General features: G+C 62.0%; 22 protein-coding genes. 12 read left to right on the plus strand and 10 right to left on the minus strand.

Features of this window, described 5'->3' with window-relative positions; genetic code table 11:
- Positions 1–78: 78 nt before the first annotated feature.
- Entirely contained in the window at positions 79–1,206 is a 1,128-nt protein-coding gene (locus RLCC275e_RS13885) for an ATP-dependent DNA helicase (RefSeq protein ID WP_003560862.1), read from the minus strand.
- A gap of 73 nt (positions 1,207–1,279) precedes the next feature.
- Positions 1,280–2,203: a LysR family transcriptional regulator gene (locus RLCC275e_RS13890; protein WP_033180896.1), complete on the minus strand. Its 924-nt coding sequence runs from the start codon at positions 2,201–2,203 to the stop codon at positions 1,280–1,282.
- A 130-nt stretch (positions 2,204–2,333) separates the two neighbouring features.
- Between RLCC275e_RS13890 and RLCC275e_RS13895 the strand changes: the two genes are divergently transcribed.
- From RLCC275e_RS13895 to RLCC275e_RS13910, 4 genes are all read left to right on the plus strand, one after another.
- Entirely contained in the window at positions 2,334–2,813 is a 480-nt protein-coding gene (locus RLCC275e_RS13895) for a carboxymuconolactone decarboxylase family protein (RefSeq protein ID WP_033180897.1), read from the plus strand.
- Between the two features lie 68 nt (positions 2,814–2,881).
- The gene (locus tag RLCC275e_RS13900; RefSeq protein ID WP_033180898.1) at positions 2,882–3,637 is read left to right on the plus strand and encodes an SDR family oxidoreductase; all 756 of its coding nucleotides are present in this window, start codon (positions 2,882–2,884) and stop codon (positions 3,635–3,637) included.
- 68 nt (positions 3,638–3,705) lie between these two features.
- Positions 3,706–4,122, plus strand: a complete 417-nt coding sequence (locus RLCC275e_RS13905; RefSeq protein WP_033180899.1) for a cupin domain-containing protein — start codon at positions 3,706–3,708, stop codon at positions 4,120–4,122.
- Between the two features lie 94 nt (positions 4,123–4,216).
- Positions 4,217–5,698 carry a mechanosensitive ion channel family protein gene (locus RLCC275e_RS13910; RefSeq protein ID WP_033180900.1) on the plus strand — a complete coding sequence of 494 codons (1,482 nt, stop codon included), beginning with the start codon at positions 4,217–4,219 and terminating at the stop codon, positions 5,696–5,698.
- A gap of 114 nt (positions 5,699–5,812) precedes the next feature.
- On the opposite strand, the gene RLCC275e_RS13915 is transcribed toward RLCC275e_RS13910, so the two are convergent.
- The gene (locus RLCC275e_RS13915; RefSeq protein ID WP_033180901.1) at positions 5,813–6,301 is read right to left on the minus strand and encodes an RrF2 family transcriptional regulator; all 489 of its coding nucleotides are present in this window, start codon (positions 6,299–6,301) and stop codon (positions 5,813–5,815) included.
- 134 nt (positions 6,302–6,435) lie between these two features.
- A complete protein-coding gene (locus RLCC275e_RS13920) occupies positions 6,436–7,029 on the minus strand; it encodes a MarR family winged helix-turn-helix transcriptional regulator (RefSeq protein WP_033180902.1) in 594 nt (197 codons plus the stop codon).
- Between the two features lie 144 nt (positions 7,030–7,173).
- Between RLCC275e_RS13920 and RLCC275e_RS13925 the strand changes: the two genes are divergently transcribed.
- The 5 genes from RLCC275e_RS13925 to RLCC275e_RS13945 all read left to right on the plus strand — a co-directional run bounded on the left by RLCC275e_RS13925 (position 7,174) and on the right by RLCC275e_RS13945 (position 9,846).
- Positions 7,174–7,509, plus strand: coding sequence for a cupin domain-containing protein (locus RLCC275e_RS13925; RefSeq protein ID WP_033180903.1), 336 nt, complete (start codon positions 7,174–7,176; stop codon positions 7,507–7,509).
- Positions 7,510–7,554: 45 nt separating this feature from the next.
- The gene (locus tag RLCC275e_RS13930) at positions 7,555–7,971 is read left to right on the plus strand and encodes a VOC family protein (protein ID WP_033180904.1); all 417 of its coding nucleotides are present in this window, start codon (positions 7,555–7,557) and stop codon (positions 7,969–7,971) included.
- A gap of 165 nt (positions 7,972–8,136) precedes the next feature.
- Positions 8,137–8,517: a COG4315 family predicted lipoprotein gene (locus tag RLCC275e_RS13935; RefSeq protein WP_003560881.1), complete on the plus strand. Its 381-nt coding sequence runs from the start codon at positions 8,137–8,139 to the stop codon at positions 8,515–8,517.
- A 34-nt stretch (positions 8,518–8,551) separates the two neighbouring features.
- Positions 8,552–9,067 carry an RNA polymerase sigma factor gene (locus tag RLCC275e_RS13940; protein WP_033181030.1) on the plus strand — a complete coding sequence of 172 codons (516 nt, stop codon included), beginning with the start codon at positions 8,552–8,554 and terminating at the stop codon, positions 9,065–9,067.
- Positions 9,064–9,846 carry an anti-sigma factor family protein gene (locus RLCC275e_RS13945; protein ID WP_033180905.1) on the plus strand — a complete coding sequence of 261 codons (783 nt, stop codon included), beginning with the start codon at positions 9,064–9,066 and terminating at the stop codon, positions 9,844–9,846. Before RLCC275e_RS13940 ends, RLCC275e_RS13945 begins: the two co-directional genes overlap by 4 nt.
- Here RLCC275e_RS13945 and RLCC275e_RS13950 read toward each other — a convergent pair.
- The 3 genes from RLCC275e_RS13950 to nthA are packed head-to-tail and all read right to left on the minus strand — an operon-like array spanning position 9,841 to position 11,436.
- The gene (locus RLCC275e_RS13950; protein WP_033180906.1) at positions 9,841–10,218 is read right to left on the minus strand and encodes a nitrile hydratase accessory protein; all 378 of its coding nucleotides are present in this window, start codon (positions 10,216–10,218) and stop codon (positions 9,841–9,843) included. The genes RLCC275e_RS13945 and RLCC275e_RS13950 overlap by 6 nt on opposite strands.
- A complete protein-coding gene (gene nthB, locus RLCC275e_RS13955; RefSeq protein ID WP_033180907.1) occupies positions 10,205–10,864 on the minus strand; it encodes a nitrile hydratase subunit beta in 660 nt (219 codons plus the stop codon). The genes RLCC275e_RS13950 and nthB overlap by 14 nt, the downstream gene beginning before the upstream one ends.
- Positions 10,861–11,436 carry a nitrile hydratase subunit alpha gene (gene nthA / locus RLCC275e_RS13960; RefSeq protein ID WP_245485069.1) on the minus strand — a complete coding sequence of 192 codons (576 nt, stop codon included), beginning with the start codon at positions 11,434–11,436 and terminating at the stop codon, positions 10,861–10,863. Before nthA ends, nthB begins: the two co-directional genes overlap by 4 nt.
- A gap of 400 nt (positions 11,437–11,836) precedes the next feature.
- Here nthA and RLCC275e_RS13965 point away from each other — a divergent pair, with 400 nt between their 5' ends.
- Together RLCC275e_RS13965 and RLCC275e_RS13970 are read left to right on the plus strand one after the other, a co-directional pair.
- On the plus strand, positions 11,837–13,111 hold the full coding sequence (locus RLCC275e_RS13965; protein WP_033180909.1) for an SDR family oxidoreductase: 1,275 nt from the start codon (positions 11,837–11,839) through the stop codon (positions 13,109–13,111).
- Positions 13,111–13,587, plus strand: coding sequence for a DUF2269 family protein (locus RLCC275e_RS13970; RefSeq protein ID WP_033180910.1), 477 nt, complete (start codon positions 13,111–13,113; stop codon positions 13,585–13,587). Before RLCC275e_RS13965 ends, RLCC275e_RS13970 begins: the two co-directional genes overlap by 1 nt.
- Here RLCC275e_RS13970 and RLCC275e_RS13975 read toward each other — a convergent pair.
- Positions 13,579–14,172, minus strand: coding sequence for a LysE family translocator (locus RLCC275e_RS13975; protein WP_033180911.1), 594 nt, complete (start codon positions 14,170–14,172; stop codon positions 13,579–13,581). The two genes, RLCC275e_RS13970 and RLCC275e_RS13975, sit on opposite strands and share 9 nt — an antisense overlap.
- A 152-nt stretch (positions 14,173–14,324) precedes the next feature.
- On the opposite strand from RLCC275e_RS13975, the gene RLCC275e_RS13980 reads away from it, so the two are divergent.
- On the plus strand, positions 14,325–15,173 hold the full coding sequence (locus RLCC275e_RS13980; RefSeq protein WP_033181031.1) for an aldo/keto reductase: 849 nt from the start codon (positions 14,325–14,327) through the stop codon (positions 15,171–15,173).
- Between the two features lie 99 nt (positions 15,174–15,272).
- Here RLCC275e_RS13980 and ilvN read toward each other — a convergent pair whose 3' ends face one another.
- Positions 15,273–15,845: an acetolactate synthase small subunit gene (gene ilvN / locus RLCC275e_RS13985; RefSeq protein ID WP_003541288.1), complete on the minus strand. Its 573-nt coding sequence runs from the start codon at positions 15,843–15,845 to the stop codon at positions 15,273–15,275.
- A gap of 22 nt (positions 15,846–15,867) precedes the next feature.
- Positions 15,868–17,658: an acetolactate synthase 3 large subunit gene (locus tag RLCC275e_RS13990; RefSeq protein WP_033180912.1), complete on the minus strand. Its 1,791-nt coding sequence runs from the start codon at positions 17,656–17,658 to the stop codon at positions 15,868–15,870.
- Between the last annotated feature and the right edge of the window lie 74 nt (positions 17,659–17,732).

Raw genomic sequence — 17,732 nt, forward strand, 5'->3', positions numbered from 1 at the left:
GCCTAAGACACGGCCGCCACCGTTTCTTCCTCACCACTCCAGATCGGGAATGCGACCTGGTCGCAGGTGCGACCGGGATTAGCGGACGATCGTCAGCGTCTCCGCCGCGCGCGTGATTGCTGTATAGAGCCAGCGTTCCCGGGTATCGCGAAACGCCCAGCTCTCGTCGAAGAGCACGACATCGTTCCATTGCGAACCCTGCGCCTTGTGAACGGTCAGCGCGTAGCCAAAGTCGAATTCGTCGTAGCGTTTGCGGGTGTTCCAGGGGATCTCGCCCTCGACATCCTCGAAGGCCTGCTTCAGCAGTTTGATCTTGGCCGCTCCCCGGTCCATGTCGTCATCCTCAGGCCGGACGAGCAGATTGATGCCGGGCTTCGTCGTTTCCTTGGACGAGGTCATCACCTGCCAGAGCGAGCCGTTGAGCAGGCCCTTGGCCGGATCGTTTCGCAGGCAGACGAGCTTGTCGCCAGTCTGCGGATAATCGGCGTTGAAGCCCTTCAGCTCGCGCAGGCGCTGATTGTAGCGCCGCCGCGTGCGGTTGGTACCGACGAGCACCTGGTCGGCATCAAGCACCAACTGCTGCGTCACCTCGTTCTTCGAGATCACCTTGGCCGTGCCGTAATCGCCGTACATCACCTCATTGCCTTCGCGCACCTGCATGGCGAGCTTGATGATCGGATTGTCGCGCGCCTGCCGGTGGATATCGGTGAGAAGGTAGTCCGGATCCTGATTGGTGAAGTAGCCGCCGCCGGTCACCGGCGGCAGCTGGCCGGGATCGCCGAGCACCAGGATCGGCGTGCCGAAGCTCATCAGATCCTTGCCAAGCGCCTCGTCCACCATCGAGCATTCGTCGACGATGATCAGCGCTGCCTTCGCGACCGGGCTTTGCCGGTTGATCGAAAACATCGGCGCGATCGAGGTCTTGCCTGTTTCCTCGTCTTCCACCGCCTCCTCGCCGCGCGGCCGGTAGATCAGCGAATGGATCGTCCGGGCGTTGGAGGCGCCGCGCGAGCGCAGCACCTGCGCCGCCTTGCCGGTGAAGGCGGCAAACAACACGTCGCCATCGACATTTTCGGCAAAATGCTTGGCAAGCGTCGTCTTTCCCGTTCCGGCATAGCCGAACAGGCGAAAGAGCGGCGAGCGCCCTTCCTTCAGCCATTTCGAAACAGCCTTCAGGGCTTCATCTTGTTGCGGCGCAAATTGCATGATCGGACGACTTGGCAGGATTCGCGGGCTTTAGGCAAGGCGGAAAACGGCAAATCGCGCGGCCGGGCGATCATCAGTTCCACTGCCGGTCCGCGCCGCTGGCGCACATCGACGGGTCCTGCCCCATAGCCTCGATGAGAAAATCCAGAACCGTCTTGACGCGCAGCGGCATGTTGCGCCGCGAGGGATAGACAACGGTAACCGGCAGCCGGCTGGGCTGGAAATCCTTCATTACGGGGACCAACTGGCCGGCGGCGATATCAGGCATCGCGATGATGTGCGAAAGCACCGCAAGACCCGCTCCAGCAAGGGCTGCCCGGTGAATGGAGACGGCATTGCAGGCGGTCAGCCGCGGTGAGATCCGGACCGATATGTCTTCCGAACCGTTCGAGAAGGACCAGGTATTGGCCTCCCCTGCCCTGTTGTAGCACAGGCATTCATGGTCCTTGATCTCCTTCGGTGCGCGGGGAGCCGCCCTACGTGCGAGATAGGCGGGAGATGCAACGAGGAAGGCGGTCGTCCAACCGATCCGCCGGCAGACGAGGCTGCTGTCGGCGACGTGGCCCAAGCGCACTTCGAGATCCAGGCGCTCCTCGATCATATCCGACCCCTGCTCCCTGAAGATGAGTTCGACCGAGAGCTTCGGATGGGCGGCGAGAAGATCGCCGAGCCGCTCGCTGAGATAGAGGCCGAGTGGTGCTGGAACGCTGAGCCTGACCTTTCCCGAGGCCATGGTTCCGTCCGATCCGGCCGCATCGCCGAGCTCCTCAACCGCTTCGAGAATCCGCAGCGCCATCGGCAGCATCCGCTCCCCCTCTGCCGTCAGCGACAGGCCGCTCGTCGTGCGATGCAGGAGGCGCGTGTTGAAGTGGCCCTCGAGGGCTGCGACCTGTCGTGAGACCGCCGGCTGCGTCACGTCGAGATCGTGCGCCGCCGCCGAAAACGAACCCGTCTCCACGACGCGCTGAAAGGTCCGCAATGCCGAAACGATATCCACCCCTGCCCCTCATACTTTTGCGCATAGGCTTTATGCAGCCAGACTAAGCGAGAATGGCTTTACAGTCCAGCAATTAAGGATATCTTTTATCCATAAGGATATTTAATATCCTTAATTAAAGGAGAGACGCATGACCCAGCGACTGAACTACGCCCAGCAGTCCCCCGAGCTTTTCAAGAAATTCATGGAATTCAGCATGGCGCTGAAGAGCAGCGTGATCGACGAGAAGCTACAGGCCCTCGTCGAGACTCGCGCCTCGCAGATCAATGGATGCGGCTTTTGCCTCGATATGCATGTAAAGCAGGCCAAGATCCATGGCGAGACGGAACTGCGGCTCTACCACGTGGCCATTTGGCGGGAATCGAACCTGTTCATCCCCCGCGAGCGCGCAGCCCTTGCCTGGACCGAAGCGCTGACGAGGCTTCCCGAGGGCGGCGTTCCAGACGAGATTTACGAACGGGTGCGCGGCCAGCTATCCGAGAAGGAAATCTCGGACCTGACTTTCGTCGTCATGGCGATCAATGCCTGGAACCGCGTCAATGTCGGCTTCAAGACCGTGCCCGGTACGGCCGACAAGGCCTACGGCCTCGATAAGGCCGGCCTGAACTAAACCGCGCAATTTATTGAGAAGATTCAACTTTGACGCTGCCGCGCCGCGGCAGCGAACGGAGATCCATTATGAAAATCGTTGTCATCGGCGGAACCGGCCTTATCGGTTCGAAGACTGTCGAACGCCTGCGCAAACGCGGCCATGACGTGATTGCCGCATCGCCGAACTCCGGCGTCAACACAATCACCGGAGAAGGACTGGCAGAGGCGCTCTTCGGCGCCGAAGTCGTGCTCGACCTCGCCAATTCGCCGTCCTTCGAGGACAAGGCCGTCCTCGAATTCTTCGAGACCTCGGGTCGCAACCTTCTCGCTGCCGAGAAATTCGCCGGCGTCAGGCACCATATCGCCCTTTCCGTGGTCGGCACGGAGCGTCTGCAGGAAAGCGGCTATTTCCGCGGCAAACTCGCTCAGGAAAAGCTGATCAAGGCATCGGGTATTCCCTATACCATTGTGCATTCGACGCAGTTCATGGAATTCCTCGGCGGCATCGCCCAATCGGGGACGGTCGGCCAGACGGTCCGCCTGTCGCCGGCCTATGTGCAGCCGATCGTTTCCGACGACGTCGCCGATGTCATGGCGGATATGGCTCTCGCACCGCCCGCCAACGCGACGATCGAGATATCAGGTCCGGAACGGGCGCGCCTCAGCGAACTCGTCGGCCGATATTTGAAGGCCATGAAAGATCCGCGCACCGTCGAGGCCGATGCCGAGGCGAAATATTTCGGCGCGAGACTCAACGACCGGTCGCTCGTTTCCGACAACAACTCGCGGCTCGGCGCGATCACCTTCGAGCAGTGGTTTGCCAAGTCCGCCCAGCCGAAGTGATGCGACTTGCCCTGAGGACGCGGCCAGTCGGGCGCGTCTTGCCAAACCCTGCAACCATGGAGATTCCGATGATCAAAACATCATTCCTCGCCGGTGCGCTCGCCCTTCTGGCAGCCACGGGCGCCAGCGCCGATGAGAGCAGCAAAGCTGCCAAGGTGACGCTCGTCTATGAAAACGAACTTCCGAACGTACCGGGCAAGAGCATCAAGGGCGTGCTGGTCGAGTACGGCCCAGGCGGTTTCTCCGACGGCCACACACATCCCGATACGGCCTTCATCTACGCCACCGTGCTCGAAGGAGCGATCCGCAGCCAGGTCAATGACGGCCCCGTCAAGGTCTATCATGCCGGAGAGAGCTTCTCCGAAATGCCGGGCGACCGCCATGGAGTCAGCGCCAACGGTAGCAAGACGAAGCCCGCCCGCCTGCTCGCCGTCTTCGTCGTCGATACCAAGCAGAAAGAGCTGACCTATCCGCTCAAGAAGTGATGATCCGCCTATACCGCCTGCGCAGGCCCGATGCTTGCGCAGGCGGCCGAGATACTGAATCAGGGGCGGCTCGCCCCATTCCGGAGACAGAGAGATGATTGACGACGTGCTCTTCGGCAAGCCTCTGATATCCCTCATTACAGTTGGATTCGCCGGGATCATCATCTGGCATCTTCTCTCCCGCCAACGGCCGACGACGCGACTGGTGGTGCAAATCCTCTTCTTTGCGGCGATGACGTTGATCCTTGTCGGCAGCGGCATCGAACCCCACCGGTTTCAAGGATATGAGTCCGAGGACCCGCAGGCCCTGCTCGTCATCGTCGCAAAAACGCTCTGGTGGATCCATCTGGCATGGGCCGTCATCGGTTTCATCAGGCTGTATCTGGTACTGGAGGGTAGTCCGCGAGAAGCCCGACTGCTCCAGGATCTCGTCATCGGGGTCGTCTATATCGGCATGGCCCTGTCGGTTATGGCCTTCGTCTTCGGTGTGCCGATCGGCACCCTCGTCGCGACCTCGGGCGTGGTCGCCATCATTCTCGGTTTGGCGCTCCAGAATACGCTGGCCGACGTCTTCTCCGGCATCGCGCTGACACTCGGCCGGCCATACATCATCGGCGACTGGATCCTTCTCAGCGACGGCACGGAGGGGCGCGTCGTCGAAAGCAACTGGCGCGCGACACACATCCTGACTAGCGCAAACAATGTCGTCGTTCTGCCGAACAATTTTCTGGCAAAGCTCGGCCTGACGAATGTAAGCCGGCCGGACGAGAGCCATCTCCTGGTCCTCACCATCCGCATCGCCCCGACGCGGATGCCGGCATCGGTCCGGCAAGTCATGGCAACGGCGCTTGCGAGCTGCAATTCGATCGTGCGCGAGCCGCCGCCGGTCGTGGCACTGAAGGGGCTGGATGCCACGGCGCTGGAGGTCGAGCTGTGGTTCCGGGTGACGAGCCCGAGCCGGCGTGTGACGGCGCGAAACGAGGTGCTCGATCTCGTCTATCGTCACTGCAAATCAGGCGGCCTGCTTTTGGCTGTTCCGGCGGCGGCCTCGATCCTGACGGGCGATCTGCCGACCGAAGAAAGCACACGGCCGCCCCGTGTGACGCCGCTCGAACTGATCGAGGCCATTCCGATCTTTGCGACGCTGACATCGGATGAAAAGCAGAAACTCGCCGAGACCACGGCCGTGCGGGAGTTCCGCAAGGGCGATGTCATCGTGCGGGAGGGCGAGATGCTCCCGTCGCTGATGATGGTGCGGGCAGGTATCATCGCGGCGCGGCACGGAGATGAGGAGCGCGGGCGGCTTGCGCCGGGTGATGTCTTTGGAGAGACCGGCCTGCTCGCAGGCATGCAGGAAGTCTGCACCCTGGAGGCTCTTACCCCGGTGACAACCTATGAAATCGATCAGAAGGCCTTCGCGCCGCTGCTGAGTGAACGTCCCGCGCTGGCGGAAGAAATCGCCGAAGACCTCGCCAGCCGCGCCGAGCGCTTTCGCGACATCGCCGCCCTGCCGCCGGAACACGCCCGTAACGCGCACGCCATTCTGAAAACCATCCGGACCATCTTCAGGGCATAGAGCAATTCCAGCAAAAGTGCGCAGCGGTTTGGCGTCCGGAATTGCGAAAAACAAATACAGGGCATTTCCGCGGCTCGGAAAAAAGCGGAGATGCCATGAAGGGCGGCCATTCGCTCAGCCGGCGCGCTTAAGCACCCATGCGAAGGTGCTCTGCCAAATGTCGGACGGCACTTCCTCGGACAAGGTGCCGACCAGATCGGAAAGCCGGACGCGCCTCAGCGTATCCCGCCAGGCCTCGTCGGCCTCCCACATGATGCGCGCGACCGCGCATGGCTTGCTGTCGCAATATCCTTCCGGTCGGCAGGGATTGTTCGCCCGGATGTTCGTACAGGTAAAGCTGCGGGCCTTCCCCTCGACCGCCTCCACGATCTCGAGAAAATTGATGTCCGAGGGGGTCTTGGCAAGCCTGTAGCCGCCACTCGGACCGAGTGTGGTCTCGACCAGCGATGCCTGCGAAAGGCTCTGCAGTGCTTTGGATAGATATTCCTTCGGCAGACCATGAAGCTCCGCGAGCGCCTTGGTGGAAAGATACCTGCCCTCTGGCAGGCCCGCGAGAATGGCACAGCAGTGAAGCGCCCACTCGACTTGGCTTTTCAGGATCATTCAGCAACTCGTGTGGATGGCTGGTTCTGCCAATGGAATTAAGGATATACCATATCCGAAAACCGACACGATGTAAATGCGCTGCAAAAGCAGCGTGTTGTTGCCTGAACGGCGATGCGGGCTCCGGTCTCCGCTCAGCCCCCGTTCTCGTCCTCCCCGCGCGTCTGCTCATTTTCAATTCCGGCGATCAGCTTGCGCAGCAGCGCAGCGAGCGCCTCGCGCTCGTTTCCGTCAAGAGCCTGCAGAAACGAAGCTTCGCTCGTCATGTCGGTGCGGAAGGCCTTTTCGGCGAGTGCCGCACCCGCCTCGCTCAATGCCACCAGCACGCTGCGCCCATCGCGTGGTGATTTCTCCCGGCGGATCAGTCCCGCCTTCTCCAGCCGGTCAAGCCTGTGGGTCAGGCCTCCCGAGGAGATCATCAGCGCCGAATATATCTCCGTCGGGGTCATCAGGTAGGGCGTTCCGGAACGGCGAAGCGTTGCGATCACGTCGAATTCGCCGCGGTCGAGGCCAAAATCGGCAAATGTCGCCTCAATGCTGGGGCGCACCAGGTTCGACAGCCGGAAGGCCCGCCCCAGGATCGCCATCGGCTCCGTGTCGAGGTTGGGCAGTTCCACCGCCCATTGCCGGCGCAGCCGGTCGACATGGTCATCCGCGGAGCGGTCACCCTCCCTGGGGCGGTCCTCGTCCCCCCGGCGGTCGCGGTCTCCTTCAGTCCCATTCATCATTCTCTGCCTCGTATGCCACCACAGCCGAGACATACACCTTCCATTCGATTCAAGGAAGATATCTTGACAGGAAGATACCTTTAAGAATATATCTTCTCACGAAGATACTTTGTATTCGCAAACGACACGAGCGGGAGGCAGGTGATGTTCAGGATAGTTCGCCACCAGGAGCCACAACCCGATCAGAGCCGGACGGTCCGCTTCGAGGGCCGCGACTACGGCGGCGAGATCTCGCTCTTCATTGTTGACAATGAACCGGGTCAGGGGCCGGGCCTGCATGTCCATCCCTATTCCGAGACATGGGCCGTCAGGAAGGGCGAGGCCGAATTCACCGTGGGTGAGACCACGACCCGCGCCTTTCCGGGCGATATCGTCGTCGTGGCCGCCAACGTTCCGCATCGTTTCGAGAATGTCGGCTTGGGACGGCTCGAAATCGTCTGCATTCATGCCAGTGACACGATCGTGCAAGAGTTCTTGTGAGGCGAGACTGTCCCCTGGAAAACAACTGAAGAGGAGGAAACTGCAATGCCCAAGATGATCTTTGTGAACCTGCCGGTGAAAGACATTGCTGCTGCGACCCGCTTCTACGAAGCGATCGGATGCACGAAGAACGAACAGTTCAGCGACCATCAGGCGTCGAACATGGTGTGGTCCGACGCCATCATCTTCCACTTGCTGACGCGCGATTTTTTCGCGACCTTCACGCCGAAGCCGGTTGCCGAAGCGCAGAAGACCAGCGAGGTCCTGTTAGCCCTGGCACAGGACAGCCGCGAAACGGTGGACGCCATCGTCGAAGCGGCAGCAACCGCCGGCGGCAAGGCCGATCCGCGCGCCCCAACCGACATGGGCTGGCTCTACAACCGCGCCTTCGAGGATCCCGATGGCCATATATTCGAGGCGGTCTGGGTCGACATGGCGGCAGTGTCCACCACCGGAGAATAGCGGCAACACCGGCCACATTGATCTGCGGCATGGCATCAGGTGCAGCGGGCTTCCATCCGCCTCACTCGTCTTAAAAACATTTCCCACCCATGGAATAAAAGCGCCTCGGCTCGTGTCTCATGTCAGGTACCGCAAGACTGCGTGCCCAATCTGAGGAGAGACACCATGAAATTCGTGAAATTCCTGTCCGTCGTGGCGGCTGCCGCCTTTGCCGCGACCGCTGCTTTCGCCGCCCCTCCTGTCAAAACAGTCGAATCCGAAAAGGGCAAGGTGCTTGCCGGCGAAAACGGCATGACACTCTACACCTTCAAGAAGGACGTGAAGGGCGTTTCCAATTGCAACGGCGATTGCGCAAAGAACTGGCCTCCGCTGATGGCTGCTGGCGATGCCAAGGCCGATGGTGCATATTCGATCGTCGAGCGCAAGGATGGCATGAAGCAATGGGCCAAGGACGGCATGCCGCTCTATTTCTGGGTGAAGGACAAGAAGATGGGCGACATCACCGGCGATGGCGTCGGCGGCAACTGGGATCTCGCCAAGCCTTGATCGCCAAGATCCCGATCACAAGCGAGTTGCCGGCGTGAAAACACCCGCCCCCGAAACCTTCGAGGGCCAGATCCTGGCCCTCCTGCCCTCGCTCAGGCGCTATTCGCGCAGCCTGACGCGCTCGGATGCGGATGGCGAGGATCTGCTCCAGGATTGCGTCGAGAAGGTTCTCACGCGCCGCGGCCAGTGGCGCGGTCTCAACCTGCGCGGCTGGGTCCTGACCATCATGACCAATCTCTATCGCAACGGCCGGCGCGGCAAGACCCGCGACGGCCTCGTCGAACTCGACGCCGCAACGGACCTGGCCGCGCCTGAAGTGCCGGCCGATCCGCAGGAGCGCGCGCGGCTGGACGATGCGCTGAACAGCCTTTCGGAGGAATACCGCGCCGTGCTGATGCTTGTCGTTATTGAGGGATACACCTACAGCGAGGTCGCAGCCGCTCTCGATATCCCCATCGGCACCGTCATGTCCCGCCTGTCGCGCGCCCGCCAGCGTGTCGCCGAGCGGCTGAAAGCCGACAATATCATTACGCTCCGGAGACCGAAATGAACGACACCAACCCGAGCGTAACCGAAGCCGACCTCCACGCCTATGCCGACGGCCAGCTGCCGGAAACGGCACGCGCCCGCATCGATGCCTTCCTGGCAGACAATCCCGACGAGGCGGCGATGATCGCCGAATGGCAGGCGCAGAATACAGGCATCAGATCGCTGTTTGCAGGCTATGAAAAAACAAGGGAAACCGACGCTCTCCTGGTTTCGCCGCCCCGCGGCATCTCTTCCGGGCGGAAACGCGCGGCGATCGCCGCAGCCGCCCTCGTCGTCTTCGCGCTCGGCGCCGTCAGCGGCCATTATGGTCCGGCCCTTCTGGAAAAACCGGAGTTGCAGCTTGCCGGCTCCGAAACCCTGCCGAAACAGGCTGAGACCGCCTTCATGGTCTATGCCGCCGAGGTTCGCCACCCCGTCGAAGTCTTCGCCAACGAGGAGGCCCATCTCGCCACCTGGCTCGGCAAACGCCTGGCGATAGAGAATCTCAAGATCCCGAACCTGCAGTCGCTCGGCTTCAAGTTGGTCGGCGGCCGCCTGCTGCCGGTCGATGGCAGGCCGGGCTCCATGTTCATGTATGAAAACCAGGCCGGCGAGCGCCTGACTGTCCTGGTCGGCCGCAACACGGAAAACCGCACGACGAGCTTCCGCTTCGCCTCATCCGGAAATGTCGAGACCTTCTACTGGATCGACGGCGAACTCGGCTACGCCGTCACCGGCGAAATCTCCCGCGAGACACTGCGGGAGGTAGCCGAGGAGTGCTACAAGCAATTCCCGTCATGAGGATCCGCGCGAGGGATCGTTGCCGAGCTCGATCGGCCGTCCGTGCGGCGTCGCTTCCGCCGCCCGCTGCCAGCTTTGTTGCAGTGCCAGGATCGTTTCCACATCGGCGATGCCGTTGTCGACGATAAGGTCGGAGAGTGCCGCCACCCAGCAGTCAAAATAGTCGCTGCCATCTTCAGCCCGGCCAGGCTTGTGCAATTGCGCGGAAAGCGTTTCAGCCCATTCGCTCCAGCTGAACAGGCCCTTTGCATGCAGGTGCACAGTCATGGCAAAGGCTTCGGCGGCCCATGGCTCGGGAAAGACCGGCTCGCCCTCCGGCGACCTCGGCAGGCTGGGCGATTGCGTCAGCGGCGACATTTCATGCTGGTTCAAGATAGCTCTCCCAGGCATCGATTGACACGGTCAGCGTCGGATCGGCATCCTCGCCCCAGATCTCCGCGCCGTCGAAAACGACCGTATAGAGCCATTGCGGGTTCTCGCCCTTGCCATGAGCATTGTCGTCGGGAAAGACGAACGAACCCTGCACCGCCTCGACCACACCGGTCCTGGCCCTGGCATAACGCGGCAGGCGCGTATGCGTCGCCGGATTGAAATTCTTCGTCCTCACCGTCTCACCGACCACGAAGAGCGGCGCTGCCTCGACGGGACGATCGCAAGGCCCACCCTTTGCCAGAACGGCTGGCACCATGTCCGCCTTCAGCACCCGCTTCGGCACGGCGCCGTCTTGCAGCTTCCGCCCAGAAAGCAGCTCCTCATGCGTCGCAAAGCCGTGCCGTTCGAGCAGCTTGTCGATGCCGCGGATCCAGATCTCGTAATAGCTGGCGGCAAGGTAATCGGCCGGCGGAATGTTTTCGCGCGCATGCCGGCTTTCATCGATGGTCCAGGCGCCGAAGGCGCCGCAGGAAAGGGTAATTCCGAGCGCGCGCTTCTCCCATCCGGCATGGAAATAGGGCTCGTCCTTTTCCGGCGCGACAGGACCGAAGCCCATCTGCCCGCCGAGATCGTGCGGTCCGTTCATGTGGCGCTCTCCGGCTTGCCGGCAACGGCCGTGCCGATCATCGCATCGCGGCTGACGAGGTCGGCGAGCGTCTGCTCGTCAATTCCCTCTGTCCCTTCGGGTCGCTCGGGAATGACGAGATAGCGCAGCTCCGCCGTCGAATCCCAGACGCGGACCTTCTTCTCCTCCGGCAGCGTCAGCCCGAATTCGGCCAGCACGCCGCGTGGATCGATGACGGCGCGTGAGCGATAGGCCGGCGCCTTGTACCAGACCGGCGGCAGGCCGAGCACCGACCAGGGATAACAGGAGCAGAGCGTGCAGACGACGAGGTTATGGGTCTCGGCCGTGTTGAAGACGGCGCGCATGTGCTCGCCCTGCCGGCCGGTGTAACCGAGGCTTGATATCGCCGCCGTCGCGTCGCGCTTCAGCCAGTCGGCGAAATCGGCATCGCTCCAGGCCCTGGCGACGACATGGGCGCCGTTTCTCGGTCCCACCTTCGTCTCGTAGGTCTCGACGATCGCATCGATCGCCGCCGGATCGATCAGCCCTTTCTCCGTCAGCAGCGTTTCCAGCGCCTTCACGCGCGCCTGCATGTCGGAATAATGGTTGTCGTGGTGGTCATGGTCGTGCAAGGCAATGTCCTCCCGGTACGTCAGAGAGGCGGCTCTCACCCTCTCTGACGGGTCTGAAAAGTAAGCGAGGTCCGCGGCTTGGTTCCCTATTCTCCCCAGCGGGGAGAAGCTGGCCCGAAGGGTCGGATGAGGGGGCCGCACGGCACAACCATCAATATTGCCCTTCGCTTGCGCTTAGCGCATTCACTGCTTCGCCGCTCACCCCCTCATTTGCCTGCCGGCATCTTCTCCCCGCTGGGGAGAAGCGGAATCGTGGCAGCGTGTCGCATCCCTAAAAACGTCCTCTCTGCTACTTCTATCACACACCGCACGCCCGCCAAGCCCTCCTATACCACTCACGCTTTTCCGCTAATCTCCTGTCATGAACATCCTGATTCTCGGCGCAACCGGCTTCATAGGCTCCGTCGTCGCCGCCCGGCTCGTTGCCGACGGCCACACCGTGATCGGCCTCGGCCGCAATCCCGCGCGTGCGCGCCTGAAACAGCCGGCGCTCGACTGGCGGCGCGCAGATCTATCGCGCATGACGAAACCAGCGGATTGGGACGATATCCTCAAGGACCAGCATGTCGTCGTCAATTGCGCCGGCGCCCTGCAGGACGGCCTGTCGGATGATCTGTCGGCCGCCCAGGCAGAGGCGATGCTGGCGCTCTATTCCACCGCAAAACGCTCATCGCGCCCGCTGATCGTGCAGATATCGGCAAGGACGGCGGGAGCCGCTGGCGATCTTCCCTTCCTCGCCACCAAGCGGCAAGCCGACGAGGCGCTGGCTGCAAGCGGCCTGCCTTACCTCATCCTGCGCCCTGCCCTCGTTCTCGGCCGCAATGCCCACGGCGGTTCGGCCCTGCTGCGGGCGCTTGCCGCCTTTCCCCTCATGCTGCCGCTGGTCCATGCCGAAAGCCCGATCGAAACACTTTCGGTGGACGATGTGGCGGAAGCCGTGTCGCGGGCAATCTCCGGCGGCATCTCCGGCGATATCGATCTTGCCGCCGACGAAGTTCTGACGCTCGCCGAGCTCGTCCGCCTTCACCGCCGGTGGCTCGGCCTGCCGCCCGCCCGCGTGTTTTCCCTTGCCCCCTGGCTTGCTAGGCCGGTGACGTGGCTGGCCGATATGTCTGGCCTGCTCGGCTGGCGTTCGCCGCTGCGCTCGACAGCCATGACAGTGATGTCGGAAGGTGTGCAAAGCTCGAAATCAGGAAGCGGCCTTGCTGCGACATCCGCGACCGCAGCGCTCTCGGCCAATCCCTCCGGCGTGCAGGATCTCTGGTTTGCCAGGCTCTATCTTCTGAAGCCGCTCGTCATATCGGGCCTGTCCGTTTTCTGGCTGCTCTCCGGGCTGATCCCGCTGCTGACACTGGAGAAGACGTCCGCTCACTTCCTGCCGTTCATGCCTGAGGCCGCTGCAATGGCGCTGACGCTTGCAACCTGCCTGATCGATACCGCTCTCGGCGCTGCCGTCCTCCTTCGCCCGCTGGCGAAACGTGCCCTTGTCGGCATGCTGGCCGTGTCGTTCGCCTATCTTACCGGCGCCAGCCTGCTCGAACCCGCGCTCTGGCTCGATCCGCTCGGTCCCCTCGTCAAGGTGCTGCCGTCGATCCTGCTGGCGTTCACCGCACTTGCCACCCTGGATGAACGCTGATGCTTGAGGAATGGCTGCTGCTTGCCCATGTCACCGGCGCGACCGTGCTCTTCGGCACCGGCGCCGGCATCGCCTTCTTCATGGTGATGGCGCACCGAACACGCGATCCCAAGCTGATCGCCCATGTCGCCGGCACCGTCGTGATCGCCGACACGATCTTCACCGCCACCGCAGCCATTCTCCAGCCGGTGACCGGCTACCTGCTGGCCCGGTCGATCGGTTGGGACCTGTCGGAGGGATGGATTGCGCTTTCGCTGCTGCTTTATGTCGTGACCGGCCTGTTCTGGCTGCCGGTCGTCTGGATTCAGATTCGGCTGCGCGATCTCGCCCGCGCCGCAGCCGCGGCGGGAAAAGCACTGCCGCCAGCCTATTTCAGCCTCTACCGCATCTGGTTCGCCTGCGGTTTTCCGGCTTTCTCAGCCGTCATCGGCATTCTCTGGCTGATGCTGACGAAGCCGTCGATCGCTCTATTTTAGCATCGGCCAGAGGCTTAGCACCAACAGCACCGCCATGCTGATATTGAACCACTTCAACCGCACCGGATCGGAAAGCCATTCCCTCAGCGCTGAGCCGAAACCTGCCCAGGTCGAAACGCTGGGCACATTGACCGCCGCGAAAGCGAGACCGACGATCAGCACGCTCGCGAGATAGAGTTGCGGATTGGTGTAGGTCGCCATCGCGGTCACCGCCATCACCCAGGCTTTCGGGTTGACCCACTGGAAGGCGGCCGCCGCGAAGAACGACATCGGCTCGACGCCAGTGCTGCTTTCGCTGAGCGAGCGCGAGGTAGCGATCTTCCAGGCTATCCAGACGAGATAGGCGCCGCCTGCAAACTTCAGCGCCGTATAGACTACGGGCACCGTGTGGAGCAGCGCGCCGAGCCCGAAGCCGACGCCGATGAGCAGCGAGAAGAACCCGACGCCGATGCCGCACATATGCGGGATTGTCCTGCGGAAACCGAAATTCACGCCTGATGCGAAGAGCATCATATTGTTCGGCCCCGGCGTGATCGAGGTCGTGAAGGCGAAGAGAACGAGGGCGAGAAATGTATCCAGCGGCATGCGACCTCCCGAAGCCAGCTTTTCTGCGGCCTGTTTATTTAGGTCAGCATAACTGTCCTAAACCATCGATGCTATTACATCATTGTCATGGTGACAGGATTACTTGAAAGATGGCGACCCGGCCCAATCTCTTGTCAAAGGGACAGAAAACCATGCAGGACGACCCGATTCCATCGATCACATTCCCTGATGGCACCGAGGTGCCGGCGCTCGGCCAGGGCACCTGGGCCATGGGCGAGGATGCCGGCCACGCGAAGGCCGAGATCGGCAGTCTCAAGGCCGGCATCGATCTCGGCATGACGCTGATCGATACCGCCGAAATGTATGGGGATGGTGGCGCCGAAGAGATCGTCGGCCAGGCGATCAGGGGCCGGCGCGACGAGGTCTTCATCGTCAGCAAGGTCTATCCTTGGAATGCCAGCCTGAAAGGCACGATCGAGGCCTGCGAGCGCAGTCTCGAACGGCTGGGTACCGATCGCATCGATCTCTATCTGCTGCACTGGCGCGGAGACCATCCGCTCACAGAGACCGTCGCCGCCTTCGAAATGCTGAAGGCATCGGGCAAGATCGGCGCCTGGGGCGTCTCCAATTTCGACACCGACGACATGGAGGAACTGCTTGGAGTGCCCGACGGCGCCAACGTCGCCGCCAACCAGGTGCTCTATAACCTTTCCCGCCGCGGCATCGAATTCGATCTGCTGCCCTGGTGCCAGAACCGAGGCATTCCCATCATGGCCTATTCGCCGATCGACCAGGGAAGCATCCTGCACCATCCCGAGCTGATCCGCATCGCCAAGGCCTATCAGGCAACACCCGCCCAGTTGGCGCTCGCCTTCCTGCTGGAACGCGACGGCGTCATCGTCATCCCGAAGACCTCGAATGCCGAACGCGCGGCGGAGAACCGCGACTGCGTCTCGCTTGATATCACCGACGACGACTGGGATGCCCTCGACGCCGCCTTTCCGCCGCCCACAAAGAAAAAACCGCTGGAGATGCTCTGACCTTCAGCGGCTTTCCCGATTATTGCAGCATCGGACTTACATGCCCAAGCTGTAATCTTACATGCCTTGGCGGTAATCTTACATGCCCGGGCTGTAATCTTACATGCCCTGCACGCCGCGATTCATCGCCGCAATGCCGGTACGGCAGACCTCGATGAGGCCGAGCGGCTTCATGATCGCGACGAACTGATCGATCTTCGACGATTTGCCGGTGATCTCCAGAATGAAGTGACCGACCGTCGCATCCACCACCTTGGCATGGAAGGCATCGGCAAGGCGCAGCGTCTCGGCGCGCATCTCGCCCTCGCCGATCACCTTGATCAGCGCCACTTCGCGCTCGATCGGCCGGTCCTGGCCGAGCTCGCGGGCACGCACCGTCAGGTCGACGACGCGATGCACCGGCACGATGCGCTCGAGCTGCGCCTTGATCTGCTCCAGCACCTGCGGCGTGCCGCGTGTGACGACGGTGATGCGGGAAAGATGCGCCTGATGCTCGGTCTCGGAGACGGTCAGGCTCTCGATATTGTAGCCGCGGCCGGAGAACAGGCCGATAACCCGGGCAAGAACGCCCGGTTCGTTGTCGACGAGAACCGAAAGCGTGTGGCTTTCGACGGCCGCCGTTTCCGGCGAGATGAAATAGGCGGAGCCCGTGGGCTGTAAGTGTGCGTTCATGGCGATGTTTCCTCTTCCCTTTTTAGACGAGCGCGCGGCCCTTGGCGTCGATCGCATTGGCGACCGCTTCGTCGGTGGCTTCGTCCGGCAGCAGCATTTCGTTATGAGCCTTGCCCGAGGGGATCATCGGGAAGCAGTTCGCGAGATTGGCGACGCGGCAATCGAAAATGACCGGCTTCCTGACCTCGATCATCTCCAGAATGGTGTCGTCGAGATGTTCCGGCTTTTCGCAGCGCAGGCCGACGGCGCCATAGGCTTCTGCCAGCTTGACGAAATCGGGCATCGCCTCCGTATAGGAATTCGAAAGGCGGTTACCGTGCAGCAGCTGCTGCCACTGGCGCACCATGCCCATATACTGGTTGTTCATGATGAAGATCTTGATCGGCGCATCGTGCTGGATCGCTGCCGACATTTCCTGGATACACATCTGGATCGAGGCGTCGCCGGCAATGTCGATGACGAGGCTATCGGGATGGGCGATCTGCACGCCGAGCGCGGCCGGCAGACCATAGCCCATCGTGCCGAGGCCGCCCGAGGTCATCCAGCGGTTCGGCTGCTCGAAACCGAAAAACTGCGCCGCCCACATCTGGTGTTGCCCGACTTCTGTCGTGATGTAGGTATCGCGATCCTTGGTGTGGGCGAAGAGCCGCTCCAGCGCATATTGCGGCATGATGACGTCATTGCTCTTCGTATAGGCGAAGGAGTTGCGTGCCCGCCAGCGGGCGATATCGGTCCACCAGTCGTCCAGGCGAGCCTTTTCCGGCTTCTTCGGCAGCGCCCGCCACAGGCGGACCATGTCTTCGAGGACATGGCCGACATCGCCGCGGATACCGATATCGACACGGACGTTCTTGTTGATCGAGGATGGATCGATATCGATATGGATCTTCTTCGAGTTCGGCGAAAAGGCATTGAGACGGCCGGTGATGCGGTCGTCGAAACGGGCGCCGATGCAGACCATGACGTCGCAGTCGTGCATCGCCATGTTGGCTTCGTAGGAGCCGTGCATGCCGAGCATCTTCAGCCAGTTCTTGCCCGAAGCAGGATAGGCGCCGAGGCCCATCAGCGTCGAGGTGATCGGGAAATCGGTGAGCTCGACCAGTTCGCGCAGCAGCTTGGAAGCCTCGGGGCCGGAATTGACGACGCCGCCGCCGGAATAGATGACGGGACGGCGCGCATTCGCCATCAGCTCGATCGCCGCGTGGATCTGGTTGAGGTCGCCCTGGACCTTCGGCTGGTAGCTCTTCTGGATCGAGTAATCTGCCGGCGGGGTGTAGGTGCCGGTCGCAAACTGCACGTCCTTCGGAATATCGACGACGACAGGGCCCGGACGGCCGGACTGGGCGATGCGGAAGGCCTCGTGAATGACGGCGGCGAGTTCGTTGACATCCTTGACCAGCCAGTTGTGCTTGGTGCAGGGCCGGGTGATGCCGACCGTATCGCATTCCTGGAAGGCGTCGGAGCCAATCAGCGAGGTCGGAACCTGGCCGGTCAGGCAGACGAGCGGGATCGAATCCATCAGCGCGTCCTGCAGCGGCGTGACGGCATTGGTAGCGCCCGGACCCGAGGTGACCAGCATGACGCCGACCTTGCCGGTGGAGCGGGCGTAACCCTCGGCCGCATGGCCTGCCCCCTGCTCATGGCGGACGAGGATGTGCTTGACATCTTCCTGCTGGAAGATCTCGTCATAGATCGGCAGGACCGCGCCGCCGGGATAGCCGAAAATATGTTCGACGCCGTTGTCCTTCAGCGCCTTGAGAACGATCTCCGCTCCCGTCATCCGATTGCCTGCCGCCTGATTGTCCGTGCTCATCTGTCTGTTCCGTTTGATGCTGGGATTGCGTTTGTGGCCGGAAGCCCGAATTTCGGGCATAAAAAAAGGCCCCT

This window comes from Rhizobium brockwellii, assembly GCF_000769405.2.
GTDB lineage: Bacteria > Pseudomonadota > Alphaproteobacteria > Rhizobiales > Rhizobiaceae > Rhizobium > Rhizobium brockwellii.